Source organism: uncultured Bradyrhizobium sp., assembly GCF_936928535.1.
Taxonomy (GTDB): Bacteria; Pseudomonadota; Alphaproteobacteria; order Rhizobiales; family Xanthobacteraceae; genus Bradyrhizobium.
In genome coordinates this window covers 38,453-58,919 of the sequence record NZ_CAKZHY010000054.1, presented here as the reverse complement: position 1 = coordinate 58,919, position 20,467 = coordinate 38,453, and the positions used below count along the sequence as shown (strand labels likewise).

Here is a 20,467-nt window from a genome sequence, read left to right as displayed (position 1 = left end):
CGTCACGCTTCCTGCCGGCCGATCTTCTTGTCGGGGACCGCGGCGCCGTCGATCCTCTTCGTCTTGACGACGGCTCGTCCGGTCTGCCGCAACGCGACCGCGAACGCGTCGGCCAACGATGATTTCGAGATGACGTTCAACTCGACGCCGAGATGCACCATGGTCTGGGCGATCTGCGGCCTAATTCCACTAATCAGGCAGTCGGCGCCCATCAGACGTGCGGCTGCGACCGTCTTCAGGAGATGCTGGGCCGTGAGCGTATCGACCATGGGGACGCCGGTGATGTCGATGATAGCGATCTCGGCTTCGACATCCACGATCGTTTGCAGTAGGTTTTCCATCACAACCTGCGTTCGCTGGCTGTCGAGAGTCCCGATCAGCGGCAGGGCGAGAATTCCGTCCCACAATTTGACAACCGGTGTGGACAGCTCGGCGATCTCGCGCTGCTGTCGGATGATGACCTCTTCGCGGCTTTTCTGAAAAATTTCGAGCGTGAACAGGCCGAGTTCGTCGAGCAGTACGGTTGTCGTCCAGATCGTCGACGCTATCTGCTCGCCGGACAGCGACTTGTCGCGGTTTAGCGCGTTGAACAGCGGCTGCTTCAGCGAAAAAACGAATGAAGCGGTCTCGCTTGGAGAAAAGCCCTGCGAGGCGCGTGAGCGCGACAGCTCGGCCAGCATAGCCTTAGCGGGCTCATAAGCTCCATTGCTGACGTCGCTGCCTCCCTGGGCCAGGGCATCGCGAAGCAGATGAAGGAAGTTTTTCGACTGCGACTGCAGCTCGCCTTCGGAAATGCGCCCAGTGTGAAGAGTGCCGGCCTTCTTCTGCAGTTCCAGCCATTCGGGCAGAATTGTAGCCTCGTTACGCGACACCAACGATGCGATGTCGCTTCCTGCCTGCCCAGCCATTGCCGTCTCCTTATGTTGCGCGCGGGTACGCCCACGCACCTAGCGCAGGCGGCTTTCGATGGCACATGCAGATGACTCTATCTCGCTGATATAGCTACCTTATTCGGTGATGCAGCGATCTGGAAAGATTTGCGAATGCCCCAATTCGATAGACCTTAATGCGCGAGGGAACCGAAGGTTCCAATTTGATCTCGCGGGTCTAGACAGCCGACCGCTGGTGAGGCCCCCGGGGGCCCAAGGTCTTGTTGGCGCTGGCTTGGCGGGGATGCGGGCGACAGCTTGAGTCTTCGCGCCCTTGCTTACGGGCAGGTTCCGTTGCCGAAGTAGGTCGCCTGCCGATACGTGTACTGCATGACTTGCATGGTCAGCTGAAAGCGTGGGTCGTCGCCATTCGTAATCGGGCATCGTCCGCCAGAGACGGCGGCCATTTCGTCATCGCGCAGCGGCGTGAAGTCAGTCTTGTCGTTCGTCGACATCGTGAGCCTCCTGTTGAGATGTGCGGCATCCTTATCGCGGATTCTATTGGTTCTACTGTGAGTAGCCTCACGCACGCTACTGCATCTCCGATAGCCCGTCGTCTCGTGATACATCCACCCGCCTTCGACGGTGCAAATCGGTCGATGGCCGTGCCGAGAGGTCCAGTCGCGCGCTGCAAGGGGAGCTCGACGAGCTACGGGTGTGGCCGCTGCCAACTCAGGTCGAGCCGGATCCTTCGGCTAGCCCTAGGCCTTCACGACCCACGTCAGCATCGGTGAATGCCTTGCTCCACTTCTCCACGACTTGGTAGGCATCTTCCTTTGGTCCCGCATGCGCCAGTGAGAGCGACGCGACTATGGCAATGGGAAGAAGGACGTCTACAGCCAATCGAGGTCAACTAGTCACCTAAAACAATTCCGGGCCCCGCTTTCCAAGCTTAGCCTCCCATGTAAGCAGGTTGGAAATCGCTACCAACAAAGCGATACCGAGCGCGCTGACCACGGCTTGCATCGGTAGCCGATCTGATACCTCGTTCAAAACAACAAACCCCACAAAAGAAGCGAGTACACTGAGGCAAAAGACCGGTAGGGAGTTCTCGCCGCAGCGGATGAGCGCCTTCTCCCAAGCCCCGGGTGGACGGTGCCCGTCCGGCGGCACGAAGCGCGTCAACAAAACGACAATCGCCAAAAAGTGGATGAGCCGCACTGGATCCAAATGACTCTTGTAGATCGGATAGAGCCAGTCTTCGACCATTCGCGGGATCAGCCACTTGAAAGCATCCAGACGCCAACTCAAGGCGACAATGAGGCCGAATAGAACATAAGCCGCGGCGAGTGGTATCGTGGCCCGGTGTCGCATCAAGCCGGCAAAACGCGTCGCACACGGGCCGGCGGAGCAAGCGCCGATGACAAACAAGATCTGCCATGCGAATGGATTGAAATAGAGTTCGCCGGTCGGCCAGGCAGGCATTTGCCAGCTATATAGCTGCACCATCAAGTAGAGCATGAATGATGCGGCGAGTGCGATGACTGCATTGCGGGCAATGAGCCACAGCACGATCGGAAATGCGAGATGCAGTATGACGAAAGTTGGCAAGATATCAGTGTTGACGGGAGCGTATTGAAGAGCCAGGAGGCGGATGAGAGCTGTCCCAGGGTCGTCGAAAAAGCGCCTTGTGTTGGTTTCGTCGAGATAGGACCCGCTCAGCCAAGCCAGCGCGAGATAGATGATGACCAGCAGCAGAAATGCAACGTAGATTTCGAAGCTACGTCGTAGACTGCGTGCGACAACGGTTGGCCAACCTCGACTTCGCAGCGTGCCGCCATATGAGACCATGCAGGTATAGCCCGACACGAACACGAATACTTCGGAGGCGTCGCTAAATCCGTAATTGCGAATGGTCAACCAGTCGAGAGCGTTGCCAGGGATGTGGTCGATGAAAACAAACCAGAGTGCCAGCCCGCGACAAGCGTCGAGCCGCAAGTCACGATCATCGCCGGATATCCGTGATCTCCCTGAAGCTTTTGTCAAAGCAATCTGCAACTTCGAATCTGCCACGCCGCGTGATTTCGCTGTCGAGGGAGCCGGTCCGCGCGCGTACGGAACAGAGCTATCGTTACATAGCGGCGATCTGGTAGGTCGAGTCTTGATCTAGAGCAAAGAGGCAGTCGCTCTAAGTCGTGCAGTATCTCAAGTACCGGGTTTTGCATTGTCCTCCCGGGGCTGAAGAGCCACCGCCTGCGGTCATTTAAGCAGGCGGTGTTTTTTATGGCCGGTAAGGCCGAACAGCCTCCGCTCGACCTGCTTGATTCATCTCAACAAATTGGACTGCGTTTAGGCATATTGTGTTCAAGAGGTTCCGACATGCAGCTACTCAATTCAGACAAGGACTATGGCGCTATTGCGCAGACCCTGCACTGGCTGACGGTCCTTCTTGTCATTCTTGTTTGGACGCTGGGCATTTTTGGCGATGTCTTGCCGAAGGGTGAATCCCGTCAGATCGGCCTTGCCGTCCATGTTGCGGCCGGACTTGCAATTCTCTTCCTGCTTGTGGCTCGTCTGATCTCGCGATCGGTCAATCCACCTCCTGTATCGGAAGCGACCGAATTTGGTAATTGGCTCGGGAAGTGGGGCGATCCTGCCGCCGTGATCGCGCACTACGCGCTTTACGCGCTGCTCGTCGCAGTGCCGGTCGCCGGGGTCGTCCTTCAGTTCGCGCGTGGTGATGCATTGCCATTGTTCGGTCTTGCCATCATTCCCTCACCGTGGCTCAAGGATGCGGCTTTTGCCCACAATGTGAAAGAAGTGCACGAAGTGCTCGCGCATGCGCTGGTGGTCATCGCAGCGTCCCACGCGATCGCCGCGCTCATTCATCATTGGGTATTCCGGGACCGCACCCTCATCCGGATGCTGCCGCACACCAAGGATTGAGACGGCCTAAGGAGGCCGCGGAGCGGTCGTCTCGAAGGACGAGGCGTGCGCGCCGGTCGCTCGAGAACCTCACATGCGATAGCCTTGCGGTCATGAGGGCGTTGCGAACAGGCGGAACGGCTGCTCGCAAGCTGCGAATGCCGTACCCTCGCCTCTCTAGCCCCCCGCCTTCACCACCCGTGTCAGCATCGGAAAATGCTTGTTGCCGCCCGCGAATGGCGGAAACTTCACGAAATCCGCGCGCATGCGTTTGATCACGTCGGAGGCAAGTGCGTGCGCGAGGGCTTGCGCGCTGTCGAACATCAGCTTGTTGCGCTGCATGTGCTCGACGCGGCGCGAGGGGAGCCGATCGACCCAGTCGATGCGGGTGTAGATCTCGATCTGGCGGACATCGGGGAAGGTCCGCATGATCGAGGGATGGTGCTCCAGATAGTGCAAATTCCAGGCGTTCATGTCCTCGGCCGGGCCGGGATAGTGGACGAGGTAGCTGCAGGTAACCGTCGTTCCCGCCGGATGCTCGGCGACATCGACGGGAAACGCGCGTGTCAGCATCGCCTGGTGCGTGACGTCGAGCCCGCTGAGGCCGGCGAGGCCAGCACCCGTCGCAAGGCTAGCCAGGATGCTGCCGCGGTCCATCGCCGCCTCACAGGCGAACAGGTCGGGAAAGCGCAGTTGAAGCGCAAAGGCGGGACCGGAGCCGTCGGCCTTGTAGGGATGATCGACCGACTGTTCGAGCGGCGTGAACAGCAAGGCCTCAATCAACCCCGGGATCGGTCCGACCAATTCCGCGACGGCAGCCACTTCATCAGGCCGAACGCGCCGTTCGCCTGTGGGATCGTAGAACGTCATGAACAGCGAGATCATGCCGGCGTTGCCCCCTCACCCGCGCTCACATGGGCCATGAGGGCACCTCTGATGTCGTCGGGCCATGGGATCGCATGATGATCGACCAGCGAGGTCGCGGCAAGGATCTGGCGCGCGCGCCACCGCATGCCGTTCGCGCCTGATATGGCATGGTCGAGATGGAGCGATGATCCGCCGACCTTGACGATGCGCAGATTGAACCTCAGGAGATCGCCGAACATGGATGGCCGCGAGAAGTCGCAGGCAAGATGAACCGTGGGCGTTCCGATCTTCCTGACGGTGATCAGCTCCGGCCATGGGAAACCGATGCCGGCCCAGAAATCCTCGACCACGCCATTGAGAATGTTCAGATAGGACGGGAAATAGGCGATCCCCGAGGGGTCGCAGTCTCCGAACCTGAGCTCGCGATCGAACGAGAAATCGGTCATCAGATCGCAACGACGGGGTGCCTGATGACACCGACGCCGTCGACCCCCGCCTCGACCACGTCGCCCGGCCACAACCATTCCTGCGGGCTCATGCCGGCGCCGACGCCTTCAGGCGTTCCTGTTGCGATGATGTCGCCCGGCTCGAGCGTCATGCCCGACGAAATGTCCGAGATCAGAACCGGAATGTCGAAGATCATGTATTTGGTGTTGGAGTCCTGCTTCATGACGCCGTTCTTGGTCAGCCAGAGCCGCAAGTTTTGCGGATCGGCAATCTCGTCCGCGGTGACGATGCAGGGGCCGAACGGCGCATAGGTGTCCATGCCCTTGGAGAAGATCCACTGCCCGGCGCGGCGATTGTCGCGCGCGGAGATGTCGATCATCACCGAATAGCCGAACACGTGGTCCATCGCCTTGTCAGTCGCGACGCGCGTCGCGGTCTTGCCGATGATGACGGCGAGTTCGACCTCCCAGTCGAGTTGCTGCGTCATCTTGGCATTGTGCTGGATCGCACCGCCCGGACCGATCACCGAGGTCGGCGGCTTGGAGAACACGACCGGCTGCTTCGGCAGGTCCTTATCTGTGTCGAGACTCTTGGCCGATTCCGCGACATGGGCGCGGTAGTTCAGCCCGATCCCGAAGATGTTTTTTCGGGGTCGCGGGATCGGGGCTTGCAGCTTCACGTCCTCGACCGCAACCGCGGAGCCGGCGGGAAAGCGACCGTTGGCCTCCTCCAGCGCATCCCTGAGCGCCGGCAGCAGCGTCACGCTGTTGTCGATGAACGACAGCATGTCGCTTGGCCATGTCACGCCGCTGGATGCACCGAGATGCTCGACATCGACGACCAGCCCGCCAGCGAGAGCTCCAAGACGGGCACCACTGTTGCCCAAGGTGTAGGTCACGAGACGCATGAAAGATTCTATCCGGCTGTTCGGGTTGAATTTGGCGAGGAGCCGTCAGGCCGCGACCGATTGGTAACCACCATTGTCGCCATAGGCCTCCTCGCGATAGAGCCCGAGACCTTCGATAACAGGGAGATCGTTGAAGCAGAACAGGCAGGCATCCTCGTTCGCCGAGGCATTGCCGTGCTCGTGCCAGGCCCAGGAGGGAACGCAGAAGATGTCGCGCTCCTCCCAGTCGAGCCGCTTGCCGCCGACGATCGAATAGCCGCGTCCTTTGGCGACCTGGTAGAGGAAGCTGCCGGTGTGGCGGTGCGATTTTGTTTTTTCGCCGGGCCGCAGCAATTGCATGCTGGCGCCGATGGTCTGCATCACGTGTCCGCCGGTGATCGGATTGACATAGTTCATGAGGGTGCCGTCGTAGGGGGAGCCTTCGGTCGCGGCTGCGTATTTCAGCAAGGACTCGTAGGTCGGCTCCCACTCATATTTGAACATGGGGGAATAGCCCTTCGCCCATTTCGAGCCGGCCGGACGCAGACCGGGATTGCCCCAGGTCTTGGTCATGTCGTCCACGGGATAGCTTGATGGCTCCTGCTGGATCTTTGGATGCACGACGAAGAAATTGGCCTCCAGCGCGTTGACCAGCGGAATGTCGAGGCCATCCTGCCAGATGCAGACCGAGCCGCTGGCTTCAACGCCGTGCTCGTGCCAGGTGCCGTTCGGCGTCAGCACGAAATCCCGCGCGCCAAGCGTCATCTTGTGACCATCGACGACGGTGTAGGCGCCTGATCCTTCCATGATGAAGCGCAGGGCTGAAGCCGAGTGGGCGTGCGCCGTTGCGACCTCGCCGGGGTGCATCACCTGCAATCCCGAATAGAGCCAGCCCACCGCGGCCGACACGTCGCGGCGGCCTGGATTGTTGAGGTAGATCACCCGCCGGCCTGCCTTCTCCGGCGAGACCAGCTCGACCGAGCGCAGCACGTGCTCGCGCAAATCCTTGTAGCGCCAGAGCACGGGGACGGAGGCAGATTGCGGCGCCCACGGCTCGATCTTGTTGGCCACCGTCCAGAGCGCACCGGCCTCGTATTTTTCGAGATCCTTGTAATAAGCCTTGAGCTCGGGGGTATCCTCGACATTGGCCCGGCCGATCACGTTCTCGCGCATGCTGTCCTCCAAGTCGTGTGTCGTCGTTTGCTCAGGCCATGATGAAATGCGGCCGCTTTCTCACCGTCATGGCCGGGCTAGTCCCGGCCATCCACGATCTTTCCCGCAGCACGAAGAACGTGGATGCCCGGGCCTTCGCCTCGCCGAAGCGGCTTCGGCCCCGCAGGCGGGACAAGCCCGGGCATGACGAGTTTGTGGTGAGACCATTCCCAATAACCATTTCCATCATTCCGATCTCAACGGGATCGGCACAAAACCCTGCTCCACCGCATCGCCCTCCCCATCCGCCAAACCCAACGGCGCCTGCGGCCGGCGATTGACCCTCAAATCAAAGACGTCGAACCTGTTGTAGTGCCCGACAATGTCATGCATCTGCTTCGGCTGGATGCAGCGCTCGAGGTCGATGTCGGCGTAGACGATGCCCTCCTCGTCGATCAGGGGCGCGCCGACCACGCGGCCATCGGGGCCGATGATGCCGGAGAAGGCGCTCGACTTGCGCTGCAGGCGCGCCCGTGCATCGGGGACGATGGTCTCCATCGCCGCGATGATCTCCTCCGACACGGTCGAGCAGGACACGATGGTGAAGATCTTGCCTTCGAAGGAATGGGCAATGGCGCGCAGCTTGATCGCTTCCGCCATGTCGTAATCAGGCGGCGCGACGGGAAGCGAGATGTAGCTGGCGACGTGCACGAGCTCACCCTGGCCGAGCAGCGCAAAGCGCGCGAGCGTGTTGGTGTTCTCGCCGCAGGCAAGACCGCCGAGACGCCCGATCTCGGTATCATAGACGCGCAGGCTCGATCCGTCACCGCCGGTCCAGGTCAGCTTCTCTGCCCAGGTCGGCACCAGCTTGCGGTGCTTGCCGAGCAGCGCACCGTCAGGACCGATGAACACCAGCGTATTGTAGATCGCCCCGAGCGAGACCGGGCTGCGCTCGTTGACGCCGAGGACGACGTAGCATCCCGCATCGCGCGCAGCCTTCCTGACGACGTCGACCTCGGGATCCGGCACCAGCACCGAGGCCTTGGCGAGCTTTTCGAACCATGCACTGCCGGTGACGGGATCGGTGATCCAGTTCCAATAGGGATAGCCGGGCACGAAAACTTCGGGGAACGCGACCAGCTTGGCGCCGTTTGCCGCCGCCTCACGCACCAGTGAGGTTGCCTTGTCGGCGGTCGCGCTCGCATTGAGATAGACTGGTGAAGCCTGGACGGCGGCGGCTCTAAAGCGAGGCAGCTTCAGCATCGGCCCTACCCTGTCGCTGGCTCATGACCGCCCTCTCCGAAGGAAGAGATCCGCAGGCGTGATAACATGGCGCGCGTTGACTTACTTCACATGTAAACGTATGCTAACGCATATTTCTGGAGGGTGCAATGGCTGAACGGTCTTTTGCTCGCGAAGTCGAGGATCTCCGGCTCGGCGACGGCGATATTTTCCGCGGCGAAGGCATCCTCGCCATCACCAAGGCGCTGCTGCAATCCGGCGTCGCCTATGTCGGCGGCTATCAGGGCTCGCCGATCTCGCATCTGATGGACGTGCTCGCCGACGCCAAGGACGTGCTCGACGATCTCGGCGTCGTGTTCCAGAGCTCGGCCAACGAAGCCGCCGCCGCGGCGATGCTGTCGGCTTCGGTGATGTATCCGCTGCGCGGCGCCGTGGCGTGGAAGTCCACCGTCGGCACCAATGTCGCCTCGGACGCGCTCGCCAATCTCGCCTCGGGCGGCGTCACCGGCGGCACCATGATCATCGTCGGCGAGGATTATGGCGAAGGCTCCTCCATCATGCAGGAGCGCACGCATGCGTTTGCGATGAAGTCGCAGATCTGGCTGCTCGATCCCCGCCCCGACCACGAGTGCATCGTCAACCTGATCGAAAAGGGCTTTGAGCTCTCGGAAGTTTCCAATACGCCCGTGATGCTGGAGGTGCGCGTCCGCGCCTGCCACATGCACGGCAGCTTTGCCTGCAAGGACAACGTCAGGCCCGCGCACACCATCAAGGATGCACTCAACAATCCGAAACGCGACGTGAACCGCATCGTGCTGCCGCCGGCGGCCTATGAGCACGAGCAGGAGAAGATCAGGACGCGGCTGCCCGCGGCCATCGGGTTCGTCCGCGACAACAAGCTGAACGAATGGATGGGGCCAGCGCAGGGCAAGGTCGGCATCATCATGCAGGGCGGCATGTACAACAATGTGGTCCGCGCGCTGCAATATCTCGGGCTGTCGGACGCTTACGGCAATACGCAAGTGGCGCTCTATGTCATGAACGTCACCTACCCCGTGATCGACACGGAGATTGCCGAGTTCTGCGCCGGCAAGGACGCGGTGCTTGTTGTCGAAGAGGGCCAGCCGGAATATCTGGAACAGGCGATCAACACGGTGCTGCGCCGCAAGGATATCCAGGCGCGCGTCCATGGCAAGGACGTGCTGCCGATGGGCGGTGACTACACCGCGCAGATCCTGCTCGGCGGCGTCAGGGAGTTCCTCGAGAAGACCGAGCCGCGGCTGCTCGGCAACCGGCCGCCGGCGCCGGACGCCGCGCCCGTGCTCAATCATCCCGCGGTCGAGAAGCTCAAGCAGGTGGTGCCGGCGCGTCCGCCCGGGCTTTGCACCGGCTGCCCGGAGCGGCCGATCTTCGCCGCGATGAAGCTGGTCGAGGAGGAGCTCGGCCAGCACCACGTTTCGGCGGATATCGGCTGCCATCTGTTCTCGATCTTGCCGCCGTTCAATATCGGCGCGACCACCATGGGCTTCGGCCTGGGCCCCGCCTCGACCTCGGCCTTCAACGTCAAGGCCGACAAGCGCTCGATCGCGGTCATGGGCGACGGCGGCTTCTGGCACAACGGCCTGACCAGCGGCATCGGCAATGCCGTGTTCAACAAGCATGACGGCGTCTTCGTCATCGTCGACAACTACTACACGTCGGCGACCGGAGGTCAGGACATCCTGTCCTCGCGCGCGAACAACAACCGGCGCAAGACCAACAATTCGATCGTGCAGGCCGTGAAGGGCATCGGCGGCCAATGGGTCCGCCAGCTCGACCGCACCTATGACGTCGGCAAGATGCGCGACACGCTGAAGGAGGCGCTGACGACCAAGGAGGAAGGCCCGAAGGTCATCGTCGCCTCCTCCGAATGCATGCTGAACAAGCAGCGCCGCGTGAAGCCGCAAGTCAGCAAGGCGATCAAGGACGGGGTGCGCATCGTCAAGGAGCGCTTCGGCGTCGACGAAGACGTGTGCACCGGCGATCACGCCTGCATCCGCCTCTCCGGCTGCCCGTCGTTGTCGGTGAAGCAGCTCGACGATCCCTTGCGCGACGATCCGGTTGCGGCCATCGACAATTCCTGCGTGGGATGCGGCAATTGCGGCGAAGTCTCCGAGGCCGCCGTGCTCTGCCCGTCGTTCTACCGCGCCGACGTCATTCACAATCCGAGCCGCTGGGACACGTTCAAATCGAACATCGCCATGAGCGTCATCGGCTGGCTGCAGCGGCGGCGTGACCGCCGCCGGCCGGCCCTCGAGGCCTTAATATGAGAATCTGGGCATGAGGGACGAGACGGTCCGACTGGCACTGCCTGCGAGCGGCGAAGCAACCGAGCGGCCGATCTCGATCGCGATCGTTGCGATGGGCGGCCAGGGCGGTGGTGTCCTGACCGACTGGATCGTGCAGCTCGCCGAGAACCATGGCTGGGTCGCGCAATCGACCTCGGTGCCGGGCGTGGCCCAGCGCACCGGCGCGACGATCTACTACATCGAGGCGATGCCGCCGGCGGGTGGCCGCAAGCCAATCCTGTCGTTGATGCCGACGCCCGGCGACGTCGATGTGGTGATGGCGGCCGAGTTCATGGAGGCCGGCCGTTCGATCCTGCGCGGCCTCGTGACGCCTGAACGAACCACGCTAATCGCGTCCAACCACCGCTCGTTCGCGGTTGGCGAGAAGATCGCCCCCGGCAACGGCATCGCCGACAGCGGCGCCGTCACCGGCGCGATCGGCATCGCCGCGAAGACCGAGATTATCTTCGACCTCAACGCGCTGGCGATTGCGCATGGCAGCGTCATTTCGGCCGCGATGTTCGGCGCGCTCGCCGCGGCCGACGTGCTGCCGTTCAGCCGCGACAGCTATCTCGACGTGATCCGCGCCGGCGGCAAGGGCGCCAAGGCCAGCGTCGAGACGTTCGATGCCGCCTTCGAGCGAGTCAGAAACGGCCCTGCCGAGGTCGCAGCGCCCGCGCGAGCCAAGCCGGCCGGCAAGATGCCCTCCTCCGCCATATCGGATCCGCAGCTCGCGGCGCTGGTCGCGAGGTTGAATCAGGAATTGCCCGAGCCTGCGCTCGCCATGGCGCGCGCGGGCTTGCGGAAGGTCGTTGACTTCCAGGACATCGCCTATGGCGGCGAATATCTCGACATCCTCAAGACCCTGCACGCGGCCGACAGAAATGCTGGCGGCAGCGCGCACGCCTTTGCGTTCACGGAGGCCGCGGCGAAGCACCTCGCCAACGCCATGAGCTATGACGACGTCATCCGCGTCGCCGACCTCAAGACGCGCGCCGGCCGCCGCGCGCGCATCGAGAGCGAGCTCGAGATGTCGGACGGACAGGTGCTCCAGACCACCGAATTCATGCATCCCCGCATGGAGGAAGTGATGGGCATGCTGCCCGCGGGCTTTGGCCACTGGCTCGGCGCGCGGCCCCGCCTCGTGGCCTGGCTCGATCGCCGCGTCAACAAGGGACGGCGAGTGAAAACCTATTCGCTCCCGTGGTTCATGGTGCTCTATGTCGTCGGCGGCATGCGCGGCCTGCGCCGCCGCTCGCTGCGTCACGCCAACGAGACTGATCACCGCGATTCGTGGCTCAAGGCCGCGCGCGAGGCGGTCGGCAGCAATTACCAGCTCGGCGTCGAGATCCTGCAATGCCGCCGCCTCGTCAAAGGCTATTCCGACACCCACAGCCGGGGCCTGTCGAAATTCGACAGGACGCTGGCGGCGATCAAGCTGGTCGAACGCCGCGAGGATGCCGCCGACTGGGCGCGCCGACTGCGCGAGGCCGCGTTGAAGGACAGCGCCGGCACGGCGCTCGACGGCGTGATCCAGACCATCAAGACATTCGCATGAGTCAACAACGCGGGATGCAGGATTGGATTGCCGTGCGCCCCGCAGGAGGTCAGGATCGGGCGGCTTGACTACGATTCTCAAGTCGTTCATCGGAGCGACCAAACTGCAATAATCCTTCAACTCGACGAGACATTCTGTCCTCGGTGGTCATGCGATGCCGGCAGCACTCAAAGAGAACATGGTTCCCGTCCCCGGGCAGATCGAAACGCGGCTCTGGCTGCAATTGCTCTCGCTGCACAGCGAGCTGTTCGCCTCGTTGAATTCGATGCTGAACTCGGAGTTCGGCCTGTCGCTGGCAAAGTTCGACGTGCTGGCCCAGCTCGATCGCTATCGGGAGGGTCTCGCGCTCGGGCAATTGTCGCAGAATCTGAAAGTGAGCGGCGGCAATGTCTCCGGCCTGGTGCAGCGTCTTCTCGCCGACGATCTGATCAGCCGGGAGATGTCGAGCGAGGATCGGCGGTCCTTCATCGTGCGCCTGACGCCGAAGGGCGAAGCGCTGTTCAGGAAGGCGGCCGAGATCCACAAGAAGCACCTCGCCAAACGATTCGAGAGTGTCCCGGTCCGGGAGCTGGATGGCGCGCTGTCCGCGCTGAAATCGCTATCCTCGAAACTGAATACCGACAGCAAGAAGCAAAGTCGCAAGAGATAATGGCCAGAGAATCCAAGAGCAGATGGAAGTCGGGTCCGCCGCGGACGCGGAACCAGTTGCAAACCTATATCCCCTACCTTTTCAACCGGCTCGCCAATCGCTGGAACCTCGATCAGAACCGCGACCTCAGCGAGCACGGCATCAACAATGTCGTGTTCCGGACGCTGTCGGTGCTGTTCATCTACAAGACGCTCACGGTCAACGAGGTCGCCGTTCTTGCGGTGACCGAGCAGTCGACGGCGAGCCGCATGGTCGAATCCATGGTCTCGTCGGGCCTCGTCAAGCGCGAGATCGCGGAGGAGGACCAGCGTCGCCGTGTCGTCGGACTGACGGCGGACGGCGAGGCGCTGCTGCGCAAGATCTGGCCGATCATGGCGAACAATTACGACAAGCTGATCGAGGGCATCGAACCCGACGACATCGAGGTCTGCGCGCGCGTACTCGCCAAGATGGTGGAGAACATCAGGCAGAACCAGATCTAGGGCGCGCGCCTCAAGGACTGAGGCCGACGAGGCTGGCGCCGCCGCAGACATAGAGCACCTGGCCGGTGACGAAGTCCGAGCGCTCGTCGAGGAAGAACGAGATCGCGTGCGCGACATCCTCGCGCGAGCCGAGCCGCCCGACCGGGATGTTGCGCGCCATCCGCTCCTGTTGCTCGGAGCCCTTCGGGACGATGCCCCAGAAATTGTCGGTCAGGATCGGCCCGGGCGCGACGACATTCACGGTGATGCCGCTCGCGGCGAGCTCCAGCGCCCAGGTCCGCGCCATGCCATGTACGCCGGCCTTGGTCGCCGAATAGGCCGAACGCGTCGCTGCGCCCATCGCAGCGCGCGAAGACACGAACACGATGCGCCCGAAGCGGCGCGCGAGCATCCCCTCCAGCGCGGCCTGGGTCAGCAGCATCGGCGCGCCCAGATGGAGCTGCGCCAGCATCAGAATGTCCTCCGGCCTGACATCGGGCAGCAGGTTCGGTATGATGATTCCGGCATTGTGCACGAGACGATCAATGGCATGATCGCGGCAAATCTGCTGCGCGATCGCGCGCGTCTCATCGATGCTGGTCAGATCGGCGCAATACGCCGCGAGCAGTTCGTGCGTCCAGCTCGGCTTGTCCAGCCCGACCGAGACGACGCGCTGCCCGCTTTCGACAAGCTTTTTCGCCAGCGCCTCGCCGATGCCCGAATTGCCGCCGGTGATGAGTGTGGTGCGGAGCTCGCCCATCGGACCTGTCATGATCAGACCTGCCGTTTCTTGAGATCGCGAAGGTCGAAGAACGCGCCCTCGCGCATCAGCCTTGCGACAAAATCCTTCAGGCTGCCGCGCTGGATCTTCTCGGTTGCGGTGAGCGGCAGGCTGTCGACAAAGGCGATCCAGCCGGGCGCCTTGTAGTAGGCCATCTGCTCCAGGCTCCAGCGCACGATGTCTTCGGCGAGCGCGCGGTCGGCACCGGCCGCTTCGGCGACGATGACCGCCGCCACCTCGTCGCCGCGCACCTGATCAGGCGTCGCCGCGACCGCGGCCTGACGGATCGCGCCATGGCGGTTGAGGACGGACTCGACCTCGACCGCGGCGATGTTCTCGCCGGAGCGGCGAATCACGTTCTTCTTGCGATCGACGAAATGCAGATCGCCGTCCGCATCGCGCGAGACGATATCGCCTGTGTGCAGCCAGCCGCCGGCCCATGCCTCGGCGGTGGCCTCCGGGTTCTTCAAATACTCGCGGAAGAAGCCGTAACGCGGATCAGTGCCGGCCCGCCGCACGAGCAGCTCGCCGGGCGCATCGCCTGGCGCATCATTGCCGCTGTCGTCGACGATGCGTATCTCGACCTCGGCCGCGGGGCGTCCAAAGCAGCTGGTGCCGACCTTGCGCGGCTCGACATTGGCGGCGATGACGCCGCCGCTGCCCGTCTCGGTCATGGCCCAGGCTTCCAGCAGCGGAAAGCCGAAGCGCGCCTCGAACGGCGCATGCAGCAGCTTGTCGACGCCGGCACCGAAGCCGAAGCGCACGGTGTGCGTCCGATCCTGGTCCGTTTCAGGCGCGCTCATCAGCATCGAGGGCATCACGCCGAGATAGTGCAGGCAGGTGGCGCGGCTATCGCGGACCGAGGCCCACCAGCTGCGCGGATGGAAGCGATCGAGCATGGTCAGGCAGCCGCCGACCGACAGCATCGCCATCAGCGAAACCGCCATCGCGTTCATGTGGAACAGCGGCAGCGGCGTGATCATGCGCTCACCGTCCATCTTGAGATCGATCAGGCCACCGACGTCGCGATACCAATTGCCGGAATGCAGGAAATAGGTGTTGGTAAGCACGCAGCCCTTGGGCTGGCCCGTCGTCCCCGACGTGTAGAGCAGCGCGCACTCGGTCGCGCCATCGCCCGTGCTCGCGGGCCGCGCCCCACCAAGGGGTACAGGCACGCTGCCCTCACCGGTCACGACCGGGATTGGCCGGCCGGCCTGACGCGCCGCTGTCTCCACCTCGTCGCGTCGGTCGGCGAGGACGAACGCCGCGTTCATCTCGGAATGCGCGATGATGTATTCGATCTCGCTGAGGCGCAGATCCGGATTGATCGGCACCACGGAGACGCCGAGCGCGTTGAGCGCGAACCACAGCTCGATGAACACAGGCCTGTTCTGCAGCAGCAGCCCGACGCGATGGCCTTCGCCATAGCCGCCGCTCGCAAAGGCCTCGCGCCAGCGCTCGACCCGCTCAAGCATGGTGCGATAGGTGATCTCGCCGGCGGCGATGCCGTAGATCCCTGATGTCTCCGGCAGCACGTTGAGGAAACCGGCCTCGCCCCGGCGGAGCGCGGTCTCGCGAAATCGGGCATAGACTGTGGTCGCAGCGGTCAAGGCAGTCTCACATGAAAAGCTGGATGTTGCCGAACGGCGCGTCGAAATTGACGAGATCGACGCGCTTGAGCTTGATCTTGATGGCGCCGCCGACCTCTAGCAGATCGTGCGAGGCCCATCCCGAATAACGCTCCAAATTGTCGCCCCGGGTCTCGGTGTAGATATAGGACGTCCGCGTCTTGACCACGCCGGCCTCCGGATCGCACGCGACGATCCTGGGCGCCTGGAGCAGATGATGGCAGCGACTTTTGGGCTTCTGGCTGAAGGTACGCTCGCCTGCGAGACGCTCGACCCGCACCTTGAGAAGCAAGAGATCCTCGTACATCAATGACGGCTGCAGCACAGGGTCCTGCTGCTGCCATTCCAGCGGCATCCAGTAACGCCCCTCGGGATGAAACAGATCGAGCCAGTCCTGCCACTGCATGGTGTCGAGCAGCTCGGCTTCCCGGTAGATGAACTCGGTGATGGCCTTCTCGTCGATCATTCCGCGGCCTCGACGCGCTTGTCCATATCCATGGTCATGAATTTCGCCCAGGCGTGGAACTGGTTTCGCATCTGTCGCTCGGACGTGCCGTTGATGACGGCCGTCACGTCCTGCTCTTCATGGCCGTCATAGAGACGGCGCAGATTGACCCATTGATTGCCGTTGGACTTCAACCCTTCCTGCGCTCGCTCGTACATTTCGAGGTCGTCGTGACCGACGATCGAGGTCGGCGCGTTGATGAAACGGTTGTACATCAGCGCCCGCTCGTAGAGCTTGTCGGGCGCGGCGACCAGGCGATAGACCCAGCTCTCGACCAGGGTCTTGTCGACCGCAACGGGAATGAAATTGCGCAGGATCTGGACTGCGCCCTTCACCATGATGTTCGGGAAGTACACGGTGTTGTGCCTGACCTCGCCGAGGATCTCGTGCGCCCGCTGCTCGCCATAGGCCGCGACCATCTGGTCGAGATAGCCGGGGACGTCCTGATAGTTCGAATGGATGGAGTTGGCGACGCCGGTGTGGCCATGGCCGTTCGGCCAGATCCGGATGCCGCTCTGCTCATAGAACTCGTAGGGGCTCATGAAGGGGCCGTAGAGCTGCACCGCCATCGGCGTCTCCGTGGAATCGCCCTGCTCGCGCTTCCACACCTTCACGGCGGTGCCGGCCGAGCTCTCATGCGCGACCATCGGATGGCAGGTGTCGGTCTGGTTCTCGACCAGCATCTTCCAATTGCAGGTGTGCATGTAGCGGATCGGCGTCGCCATGACGGCAAGCTTCCCCTCCGGCGAGCGGTCGACCATGTTGTCGATGGTCGAGAGGCTCTCGCCGAAATAATCCTCGAAGGAGACACCTGAAGCGCTGAGGCGGGCGAAGATGAAATCGCGGTAGATGACGACGTTCCTGACCTTCGACAGCCCCTCATTCGCCTGGGTGTCGCCGAAGCCTGCCCCCTCGTAGCCCTTCTTCAGGGGGATCGCGAGCAGCGAGCCGTCGGTCTTGAAGGACCAGGCGTGATAGGGGCAGCGGAAGAACTTCCCTGTGTTGCCGCAGGGCTCGGAGGCGATCTTCACGCCCTTGTGCGGGCAGCGATTGTAGAACACATGGATGGAGCCATCGGTGTGGCGGCTGGCCATGACCGGCTGCCGGCCGATCGTGGCGGTGATAAAATCGCCCGGCTTCGCCAGCTGGCTCGCATGGCCGACATAGATCCAGCCGTTCGGAAACAGGTGCTCCATCTCGAGCTCGAAGACCTCGGGGTCGACATAGACGTCGCGGTGCACCTCGGCCTCGCGCACCAGCGCCGCGATCGCCTCGGCATTGCCTCCGTATTTGTTCATGGCGTTCCTCGTCTCCCCCTTAGAGATCCAGCACCAGACGTTCCGACCTGGCGCGCGACACGCAGATCTGCATGACCTTGTTGGAGGCCTTCTCATCGTCGCTGAGGATCACATCGCGATGGTCGGGCACCCCTTCGATCACGCCGCACTGGCAGATGCCGCAATCGCCGCGCTGGCAGTCGTAGAGAACGTCGAGCCCAGCCGCTTCCAGCGCCTGGATGATGGTCTGCCCCGCCGCGACTCCGACGACCTGCCCGGTCGACTTGATCTCGACCTCGAACGGCCGGTCGGGCGAGGACGGCGTCTCGGATTTGAACAGCTCGTAATGGATGCGGTCAGCGGACACGCAAGCGGCGAGCGCGCCGGCCTTCACGGCCTCGATCATGCCTGAGGGGCCGCAGACATAAACATGGGCGTTCGCGGCATCGCCGAGCGCCGCTGCAATGTCGAGGCGAGACTCGTCGCTGTCGTAGTGGACGGACAGGTTCTTGGCGCAGATGTCCCGCAATTGCGGCAGGAACGGCAGCAGTCCCTGCATGCGCCCCGCATAGTGCAGGCGATACGAGATTCCCCGCGCCGTAAGCTCCGTCGCCATCGACAGAACCGGCGTGATGCCGATACCGCCGGCGAACAGCAGCGCCGGCGCGCTGCCCTCGTGCAGGCGAAAATTGTTGACCGGCACGGAGGCCTTCACGACATCGCCGACCTTCAGCGCGTGCATAAATTGCGAGCCGCCGGTCGATGCCTCCTCGCGCAGGACACCCAGCGCCAGCGCATCGTCGGGCAGGCCCGGCAACGCCATCAGCGAGTACGGCCGATCGCCTCCGTCAGGGAGTGCGACGCGCAGATGCGCGCCCGCCTGCCAGCGCGGCACCACGCCGTCCTCCACGCCAAACACAAGGCTCCGTATGAACGGCGTCTCCGCAACATACGACCTGACCTTGAGCTTGAGCGGATGCGCGTCCATTCAGGCGTCTCGTAAATTATATGAATTTGCATATTTTTAGACATGTAATAATTGCCTGTCAATCGCCGGCACGAGGGCACGCCCGGCGGCTGCCCAAAAGCGTGCCCGTATCGTCCTCTAACTACTTGGGAAGATAGAACTCTCGGCGCCTTGCGCCGGTGCCGCTCCGAATGGCCGCCGAGCGGTCTTCAAGGTATGGACCGGGGGGCTACGGAAGATTGTCGCGCAGGAAAATATCGATCCGGATGCGCTCCTGATCGGGGCTGATCGGCTCTTCCATGCAATGCGCCAGCAGCACCCGTGCGGCGGAGCGCGCCTCGTGACCTGGGTCCTGGTTGATGATGGCATCGAGCGTGCCGCGCACCAGGAAGCGCCGCGTATGCTGGGTCAGCTCGTGGGTGATCCAGACTACGTCGCGCGCGCGGCCGGAGGCCTCGAGCACCTCGGCAATGCCGCGATTGCCGGCGCCGCAGCAATAGATGCCGCGCAGGTCCGTATGGCGCTTGAGCAGCGTGGTGGTCAGCTCCCGCGTGCGCTCGCTGTCGTCGCGGCCCTCCATCACTGGCAGCATCGTGAGGTTCGGATACTCGCTGGACAAGATCTGATGGAAGCCGAACTGCCGCTCGGTATGGTCGCGCAGCGACAGCGATCCCGCGATGACGGCAACCTTGCCCTCGCGGGCCGCGAGAAAGCGCCCCATCAGCGTTGCCGCGGTTCTGCCCGCGGCCGGATTGTCGATGCCGACATAGTGCAGACGGCGCGAGCTGGGCGCGTCCGACACCAGGGTCACCACGGCGACCCCGCGCGCGGTCAGCTCGTCGATCGCGTCGCGGACCTTGGGATGGTCGAGCGCGACCACGGCGACGCCCTGATAGACCGGCGACAGGTCTTCCAGCGCGCCGGCGAGGACTTCCGGATCGAACACGTCGACGTGGAGGACATCGATGAAGCCGCGCTGACCGGCAAGCCAGTCGGCGGTGCGCTGAACCTGCTCGGACAGATTGGTCATGAAGCTGTTGCTGCCGGTCGGCAGCACGAAGGCGAAACGAAACGACTGTCCGCGGGCAAGACGCGCGGCAGCGACGTCGGCACGATAGCCGAGTTTTGCCACCGCGGCCTCGACGCGCGCGACCGTCTTGGCGCGCACGCCCTCGCGCCGGTTGACGACGCGATCGACGGTGGCGAGCGAAACCCCCGCGGCGCGCGCGACGTCCTCGAGCGTGGCGCGAACCATGGGCTGGATCGCGCCCTCTGTCATTCGCGTGCCGCCCACAGCATGCCGCGGGTCATCAGCGTCCGGATCTCCGGCACGTCGAGCTCGTAGGCGCGATGACCGAGCGAGGAGTAGAACACCCTGCCCGCGCCATATTGCTTCTTCCAGACCACGGGCATCACCACGCCATCGATCCAGGGCGCGTGGTCGCCGGTAAATGTCGTCGTCGCCAGCACCTCGATGGCGGGGTCGATATGCATGTAATACTGCTCCGAACGATGCTCGAAGCTCTTCAGACCCTTCATGATGGGGTCATCAGGCTTCGTCACATCGACCTTGTAATCGATGATGTTGCCGGGATGTGCAACCCATTGCCCGCCGCACATGAACTGGTAGTCCACAGAATCGCGGAACGCATCGCACATGCCGCCATGATGACCGGCGAGCCCGACGCCGCTGCGCACCGCGGCGCAGAGATTCAGCGCATCCGCCTTCTCGATCTTCGACATCGTGTAGATCGGGATGATCAGCGACAGATCGTGGATCTTGGGATCGCCGAACGCCTCGGTCGTCGTCTCGATCCGCACATCAAAGCCTTCCGCCTTCAGCCAGCCGCGGATCATCGAGGCACAGAGATCGGGATCGTGTCCCGGCCAGCCGCCCCATACAATTAATGCCTTGCGCATGGTCAT

The 20,467-nt window shown here is 62.9% G+C and carries 20 protein-coding genes; 5 read left to right on the top strand and 15 right to left on the bottom strand.

The features are described from left to right. Window positions 1-2: 2 nt before the first annotated feature. From Q0687_RS07135 to Q0687_RS07125, 3 genes are all read right to left on the bottom strand, one after another. Entirely contained in the window at window positions 3-908 is a 906-nt protein-coding gene (locus Q0687_RS07135) for an STAS domain-containing protein (RefSeq protein ID WP_298873866.1), read from the bottom strand. A 299-nt stretch (window positions 909-1,207) separates the two neighbouring features. Continuing rightward, window positions 1,208-1,384, bottom strand: coding sequence for a hypothetical protein (locus Q0687_RS07130; protein ID WP_298873864.1), 177 nt, complete (start codon window positions 1,382-1,384; stop codon window positions 1,208-1,210). A gap of 406 nt (window positions 1,385-1,790) precedes the next feature. Beyond that, entirely contained in the window at window positions 1,791-2,942 is a 1,152-nt protein-coding gene (locus Q0687_RS07125) for an OpgC domain-containing protein (protein WP_298873862.1), read from the bottom strand. Window positions 2,943-3,248: 306 nt separating this feature from the next. Here Q0687_RS07125 and Q0687_RS07120 point away from each other — a divergent pair, with 306 nt between their 5' ends. Then, a complete protein-coding gene (locus Q0687_RS07120) occupies window positions 3,249-3,815 on the top strand; it encodes a cytochrome b (protein ID WP_298873934.1) in 567 nt (188 codons plus the stop codon). Window positions 3,816-3,971: 156 nt separating this feature from the next. On the opposite strand, the gene Q0687_RS07115 is transcribed toward Q0687_RS07120, so the two are convergent. The 5 genes from Q0687_RS07115 to Q0687_RS07095 form a co-directional block, all read right to left on the bottom strand. Beyond that, entirely contained in the window at window positions 3,972-4,679 is a 708-nt protein-coding gene (locus tag Q0687_RS07115; RefSeq protein ID WP_298873860.1) for a hypothetical protein, read from the bottom strand. Continuing rightward, complete coding sequence (locus Q0687_RS07110) at window positions 4,676-5,107, bottom strand: thioesterase family protein (RefSeq protein WP_298873858.1); 432 nt, start codon at window positions 5,105-5,107, stop codon at window positions 4,676-4,678. Before Q0687_RS07110 ends, Q0687_RS07115 begins: the two co-directional genes overlap by 4 nt. Further along, window positions 5,107-6,015 carry a fumarylacetoacetate hydrolase family protein gene (locus Q0687_RS07105; protein ID WP_298873856.1) on the bottom strand — a complete coding sequence of 303 codons (909 nt, stop codon included), beginning with the start codon at window positions 6,013-6,015 and terminating at the stop codon, window positions 5,107-5,109. Before Q0687_RS07105 ends, Q0687_RS07110 begins: the two co-directional genes overlap by 1 nt. Window positions 6,016-6,060: 45 nt before the next feature. Next, on the bottom strand, window positions 6,061-7,167 hold the full coding sequence (locus tag Q0687_RS07100) for a cupin domain-containing protein (protein WP_298873854.1): 1,107 nt from the start codon (window positions 7,165-7,167) through the stop codon (window positions 6,061-6,063). 225 nt (window positions 7,168-7,392) lie between these two features. Then, window positions 7,393-8,409 (bottom strand): carbon-nitrogen hydrolase family protein, encoded by a 1,017-nt coding sequence (locus Q0687_RS07095; protein ID WP_298873849.1) that lies wholly within the window; start codon window positions 8,407-8,409, stop codon window positions 7,393-7,395. A gap of 128 nt (window positions 8,410-8,537) precedes the next feature. On the opposite strand from Q0687_RS07095, the gene Q0687_RS07090 reads away from it, so the two are divergent. From Q0687_RS07090 to Q0687_RS07075, 4 genes are all read left to right on the top strand, one after another. After that, window positions 8,538-10,697, top strand: a complete 2,160-nt coding sequence (locus Q0687_RS07090; protein WP_298873847.1) for an indolepyruvate ferredoxin oxidoreductase subunit alpha — start codon at window positions 8,538-8,540, stop codon at window positions 10,695-10,697. A gap of 10 nt (window positions 10,698-10,707) precedes the next feature. Further along, window positions 10,708-12,273, top strand: coding sequence for an indolepyruvate oxidoreductase subunit beta family protein (locus Q0687_RS07085; protein ID WP_298873845.1), 1,566 nt, complete (start codon window positions 10,708-10,710; stop codon window positions 12,271-12,273). Window positions 12,274-12,427: 154 nt separating this feature from the next. Continuing rightward, window positions 12,428-12,922 carry a MarR family transcriptional regulator gene (locus Q0687_RS07080; protein WP_298873843.1) on the top strand — a complete coding sequence of 165 codons (495 nt, stop codon included), beginning with the start codon at window positions 12,428-12,430 and terminating at the stop codon, window positions 12,920-12,922. A 56-nt stretch (window positions 12,923-12,978) separates the two neighbouring features. After that, window positions 12,979-13,404 carry a MarR family winged helix-turn-helix transcriptional regulator gene (locus Q0687_RS07075; protein ID WP_298873841.1) on the top strand — a complete coding sequence of 142 codons (426 nt, stop codon included), beginning with the start codon at window positions 12,979-12,981 and terminating at the stop codon, window positions 13,402-13,404. 10 nt (window positions 13,405-13,414) lie between these two features. On the opposite strand, the gene Q0687_RS07070 is transcribed toward Q0687_RS07075, so the two are convergent. From Q0687_RS07070 to Q0687_RS07040, 7 genes are all read right to left on the bottom strand, one after another. After that, window positions 13,415-14,143, bottom strand: a complete 729-nt coding sequence (locus Q0687_RS07070) for an SDR family oxidoreductase (RefSeq protein ID WP_298873932.1) — start codon at window positions 14,141-14,143, stop codon at window positions 13,415-13,417. A 14-nt stretch (window positions 14,144-14,157) separates the two neighbouring features. Next, on the bottom strand, window positions 14,158-15,774 hold the full coding sequence (locus Q0687_RS07065; protein ID WP_298873839.1) for an ATP-dependent acyl-CoA ligase: 1,617 nt from the start codon (window positions 15,772-15,774) through the stop codon (window positions 14,158-14,160). A gap of 7 nt (window positions 15,775-15,781) precedes the next feature. After that, complete coding sequence (locus Q0687_RS07060) at window positions 15,782-16,258, bottom strand: aromatic-ring-hydroxylating dioxygenase subunit beta (protein WP_298873837.1); 477 nt, start codon at window positions 16,256-16,258, stop codon at window positions 15,782-15,784. Then, the gene (locus Q0687_RS07055; RefSeq protein WP_298873835.1) at window positions 16,255-17,595 is read right to left on the bottom strand and encodes a Rieske 2Fe-2S domain-containing protein; all 1,341 of its coding nucleotides are present in this window, start codon (window positions 17,593-17,595) and stop codon (window positions 16,255-16,257) included. The genes Q0687_RS07060 and Q0687_RS07055 overlap by 4 nt, the downstream gene beginning before the upstream one ends. A gap of 19 nt (window positions 17,596-17,614) precedes the next feature. After that, complete coding sequence (locus Q0687_RS07050; RefSeq protein WP_298873833.1) at window positions 17,615-18,562, bottom strand: PDR/VanB family oxidoreductase; 948 nt, start codon at window positions 18,560-18,562, stop codon at window positions 17,615-17,617. A gap of 208 nt (window positions 18,563-18,770) precedes the next feature. Beyond that, window positions 18,771-19,820: a LacI family DNA-binding transcriptional regulator gene (locus Q0687_RS07045; RefSeq protein WP_298873832.1), complete on the bottom strand. Its 1,050-nt coding sequence runs from the start codon at window positions 19,818-19,820 to the stop codon at window positions 18,771-18,773. After that, window positions 19,817-20,461: a ThuA domain-containing protein gene (locus Q0687_RS07040; RefSeq protein ID WP_298873830.1), complete on the bottom strand. Its 645-nt coding sequence runs from the start codon at window positions 20,459-20,461 to the stop codon at window positions 19,817-19,819. The genes Q0687_RS07045 and Q0687_RS07040 overlap by 4 nt, the downstream gene beginning before the upstream one ends. Window positions 20,462-20,467: the final 6 nt, after the last annotated feature.

What these genes read in the sequence shown, in the direction of transcription:
- Q0687_RS07135 (WP_298873866.1), bottom strand. Translation starts at nt 908, where the DNA reads ATGGCTGGGCAGGCAGGAAGCGACATCGCATCGTTGGTGTCGCGTAAC.
- Q0687_RS07130 (WP_298873864.1), bottom strand. Translation starts at nt 1,384, where the DNA reads ATGTCGACGAACGACAAGACTGACTTCACGCCGCTGCGCGATGACGAA.
- Q0687_RS07120 (WP_298873934.1), top strand. Translation starts at nt 3,249, where the DNA reads ATGCAGCTACTCAATTCAGACAAGGACTATGGCGCTATTGCGCAGACC.
- Q0687_RS07115 (WP_298873860.1), bottom strand. Translation starts at nt 4,679, where the DNA reads ATGATCTCGCTGTTCATGACGTTCTACGATCCCACAGGCGAACGGCGC.
- Q0687_RS07110 (WP_298873858.1), bottom strand. Translation starts at nt 5,107, where the DNA reads ATGACCGATTTCTCGTTCGATCGCGAGCTCAGGTTCGGAGACTGCGAC.
- Q0687_RS07105 (WP_298873856.1), bottom strand. Translation starts at nt 6,015, where the DNA reads ATGCGTCTCGTGACCTACACCTTGGGCAACAGTGGTGCCCGTCTTGGA.
- Q0687_RS07100 (WP_298873854.1), bottom strand. Translation starts at nt 7,167, where the DNA reads ATGCGCGAGAACGTGATCGGCCGGGCCAATGTCGAGGATACCCCCGAG.
- Q0687_RS07095 (WP_298873849.1), bottom strand. Translation starts at nt 8,409, where the DNA reads ATGCTGAAGCTGCCTCGCTTTAGAGCCGCCGCCGTCCAGGCTTCACCA.
- Q0687_RS07090 (WP_298873847.1), top strand. Translation starts at nt 8,538, where the DNA reads ATGGCTGAACGGTCTTTTGCTCGCGAAGTCGAGGATCTCCGGCTCGGC.
- Q0687_RS07085 (WP_298873845.1), top strand. Translation starts at nt 10,708, where the DNA reads ATGAGGGACGAGACGGTCCGACTGGCACTGCCTGCGAGCGGCGAAGCA.
- Q0687_RS07080 (WP_298873843.1), top strand. Translation starts at nt 12,428, where the DNA reads ATGCCGGCAGCACTCAAAGAGAACATGGTTCCCGTCCCCGGGCAGATC.
- Q0687_RS07070 (WP_298873932.1), bottom strand. Translation starts at nt 14,143, where the DNA reads ATGGGCGAGCTCCGCACCACACTCATCACCGGCGGCAATTCGGGCATC.
- Q0687_RS07060 (WP_298873837.1), bottom strand. Translation starts at nt 16,258, where the DNA reads ATGATCGACGAGAAGGCCATCACCGAGTTCATCTACCGGGAAGCCGAG.
- Q0687_RS07055 (WP_298873835.1), bottom strand. Translation starts at nt 17,595, where the DNA reads ATGAACAAATACGGAGGCAATGCCGAGGCGATCGCGGCGCTGGTGCGC.
- Q0687_RS07050 (WP_298873833.1), bottom strand. Translation starts at nt 18,562, where the DNA reads ATGGACGCGCATCCGCTCAAGCTCAAGGTCAGGTCGTATGTTGCGGAG.
- Q0687_RS07045 (WP_298873832.1), bottom strand. Translation starts at nt 19,820, where the DNA reads ATGACAGAGGGCGCGATCCAGCCCATGGTTCGCGCCACGCTCGAGGAC.
- Q0687_RS07040 (WP_298873830.1), bottom strand. Translation starts at nt 20,461, where the DNA reads ATGCGCAAGGCATTAATTGTATGGGGCGGCTGGCCGGGACACGATCCC.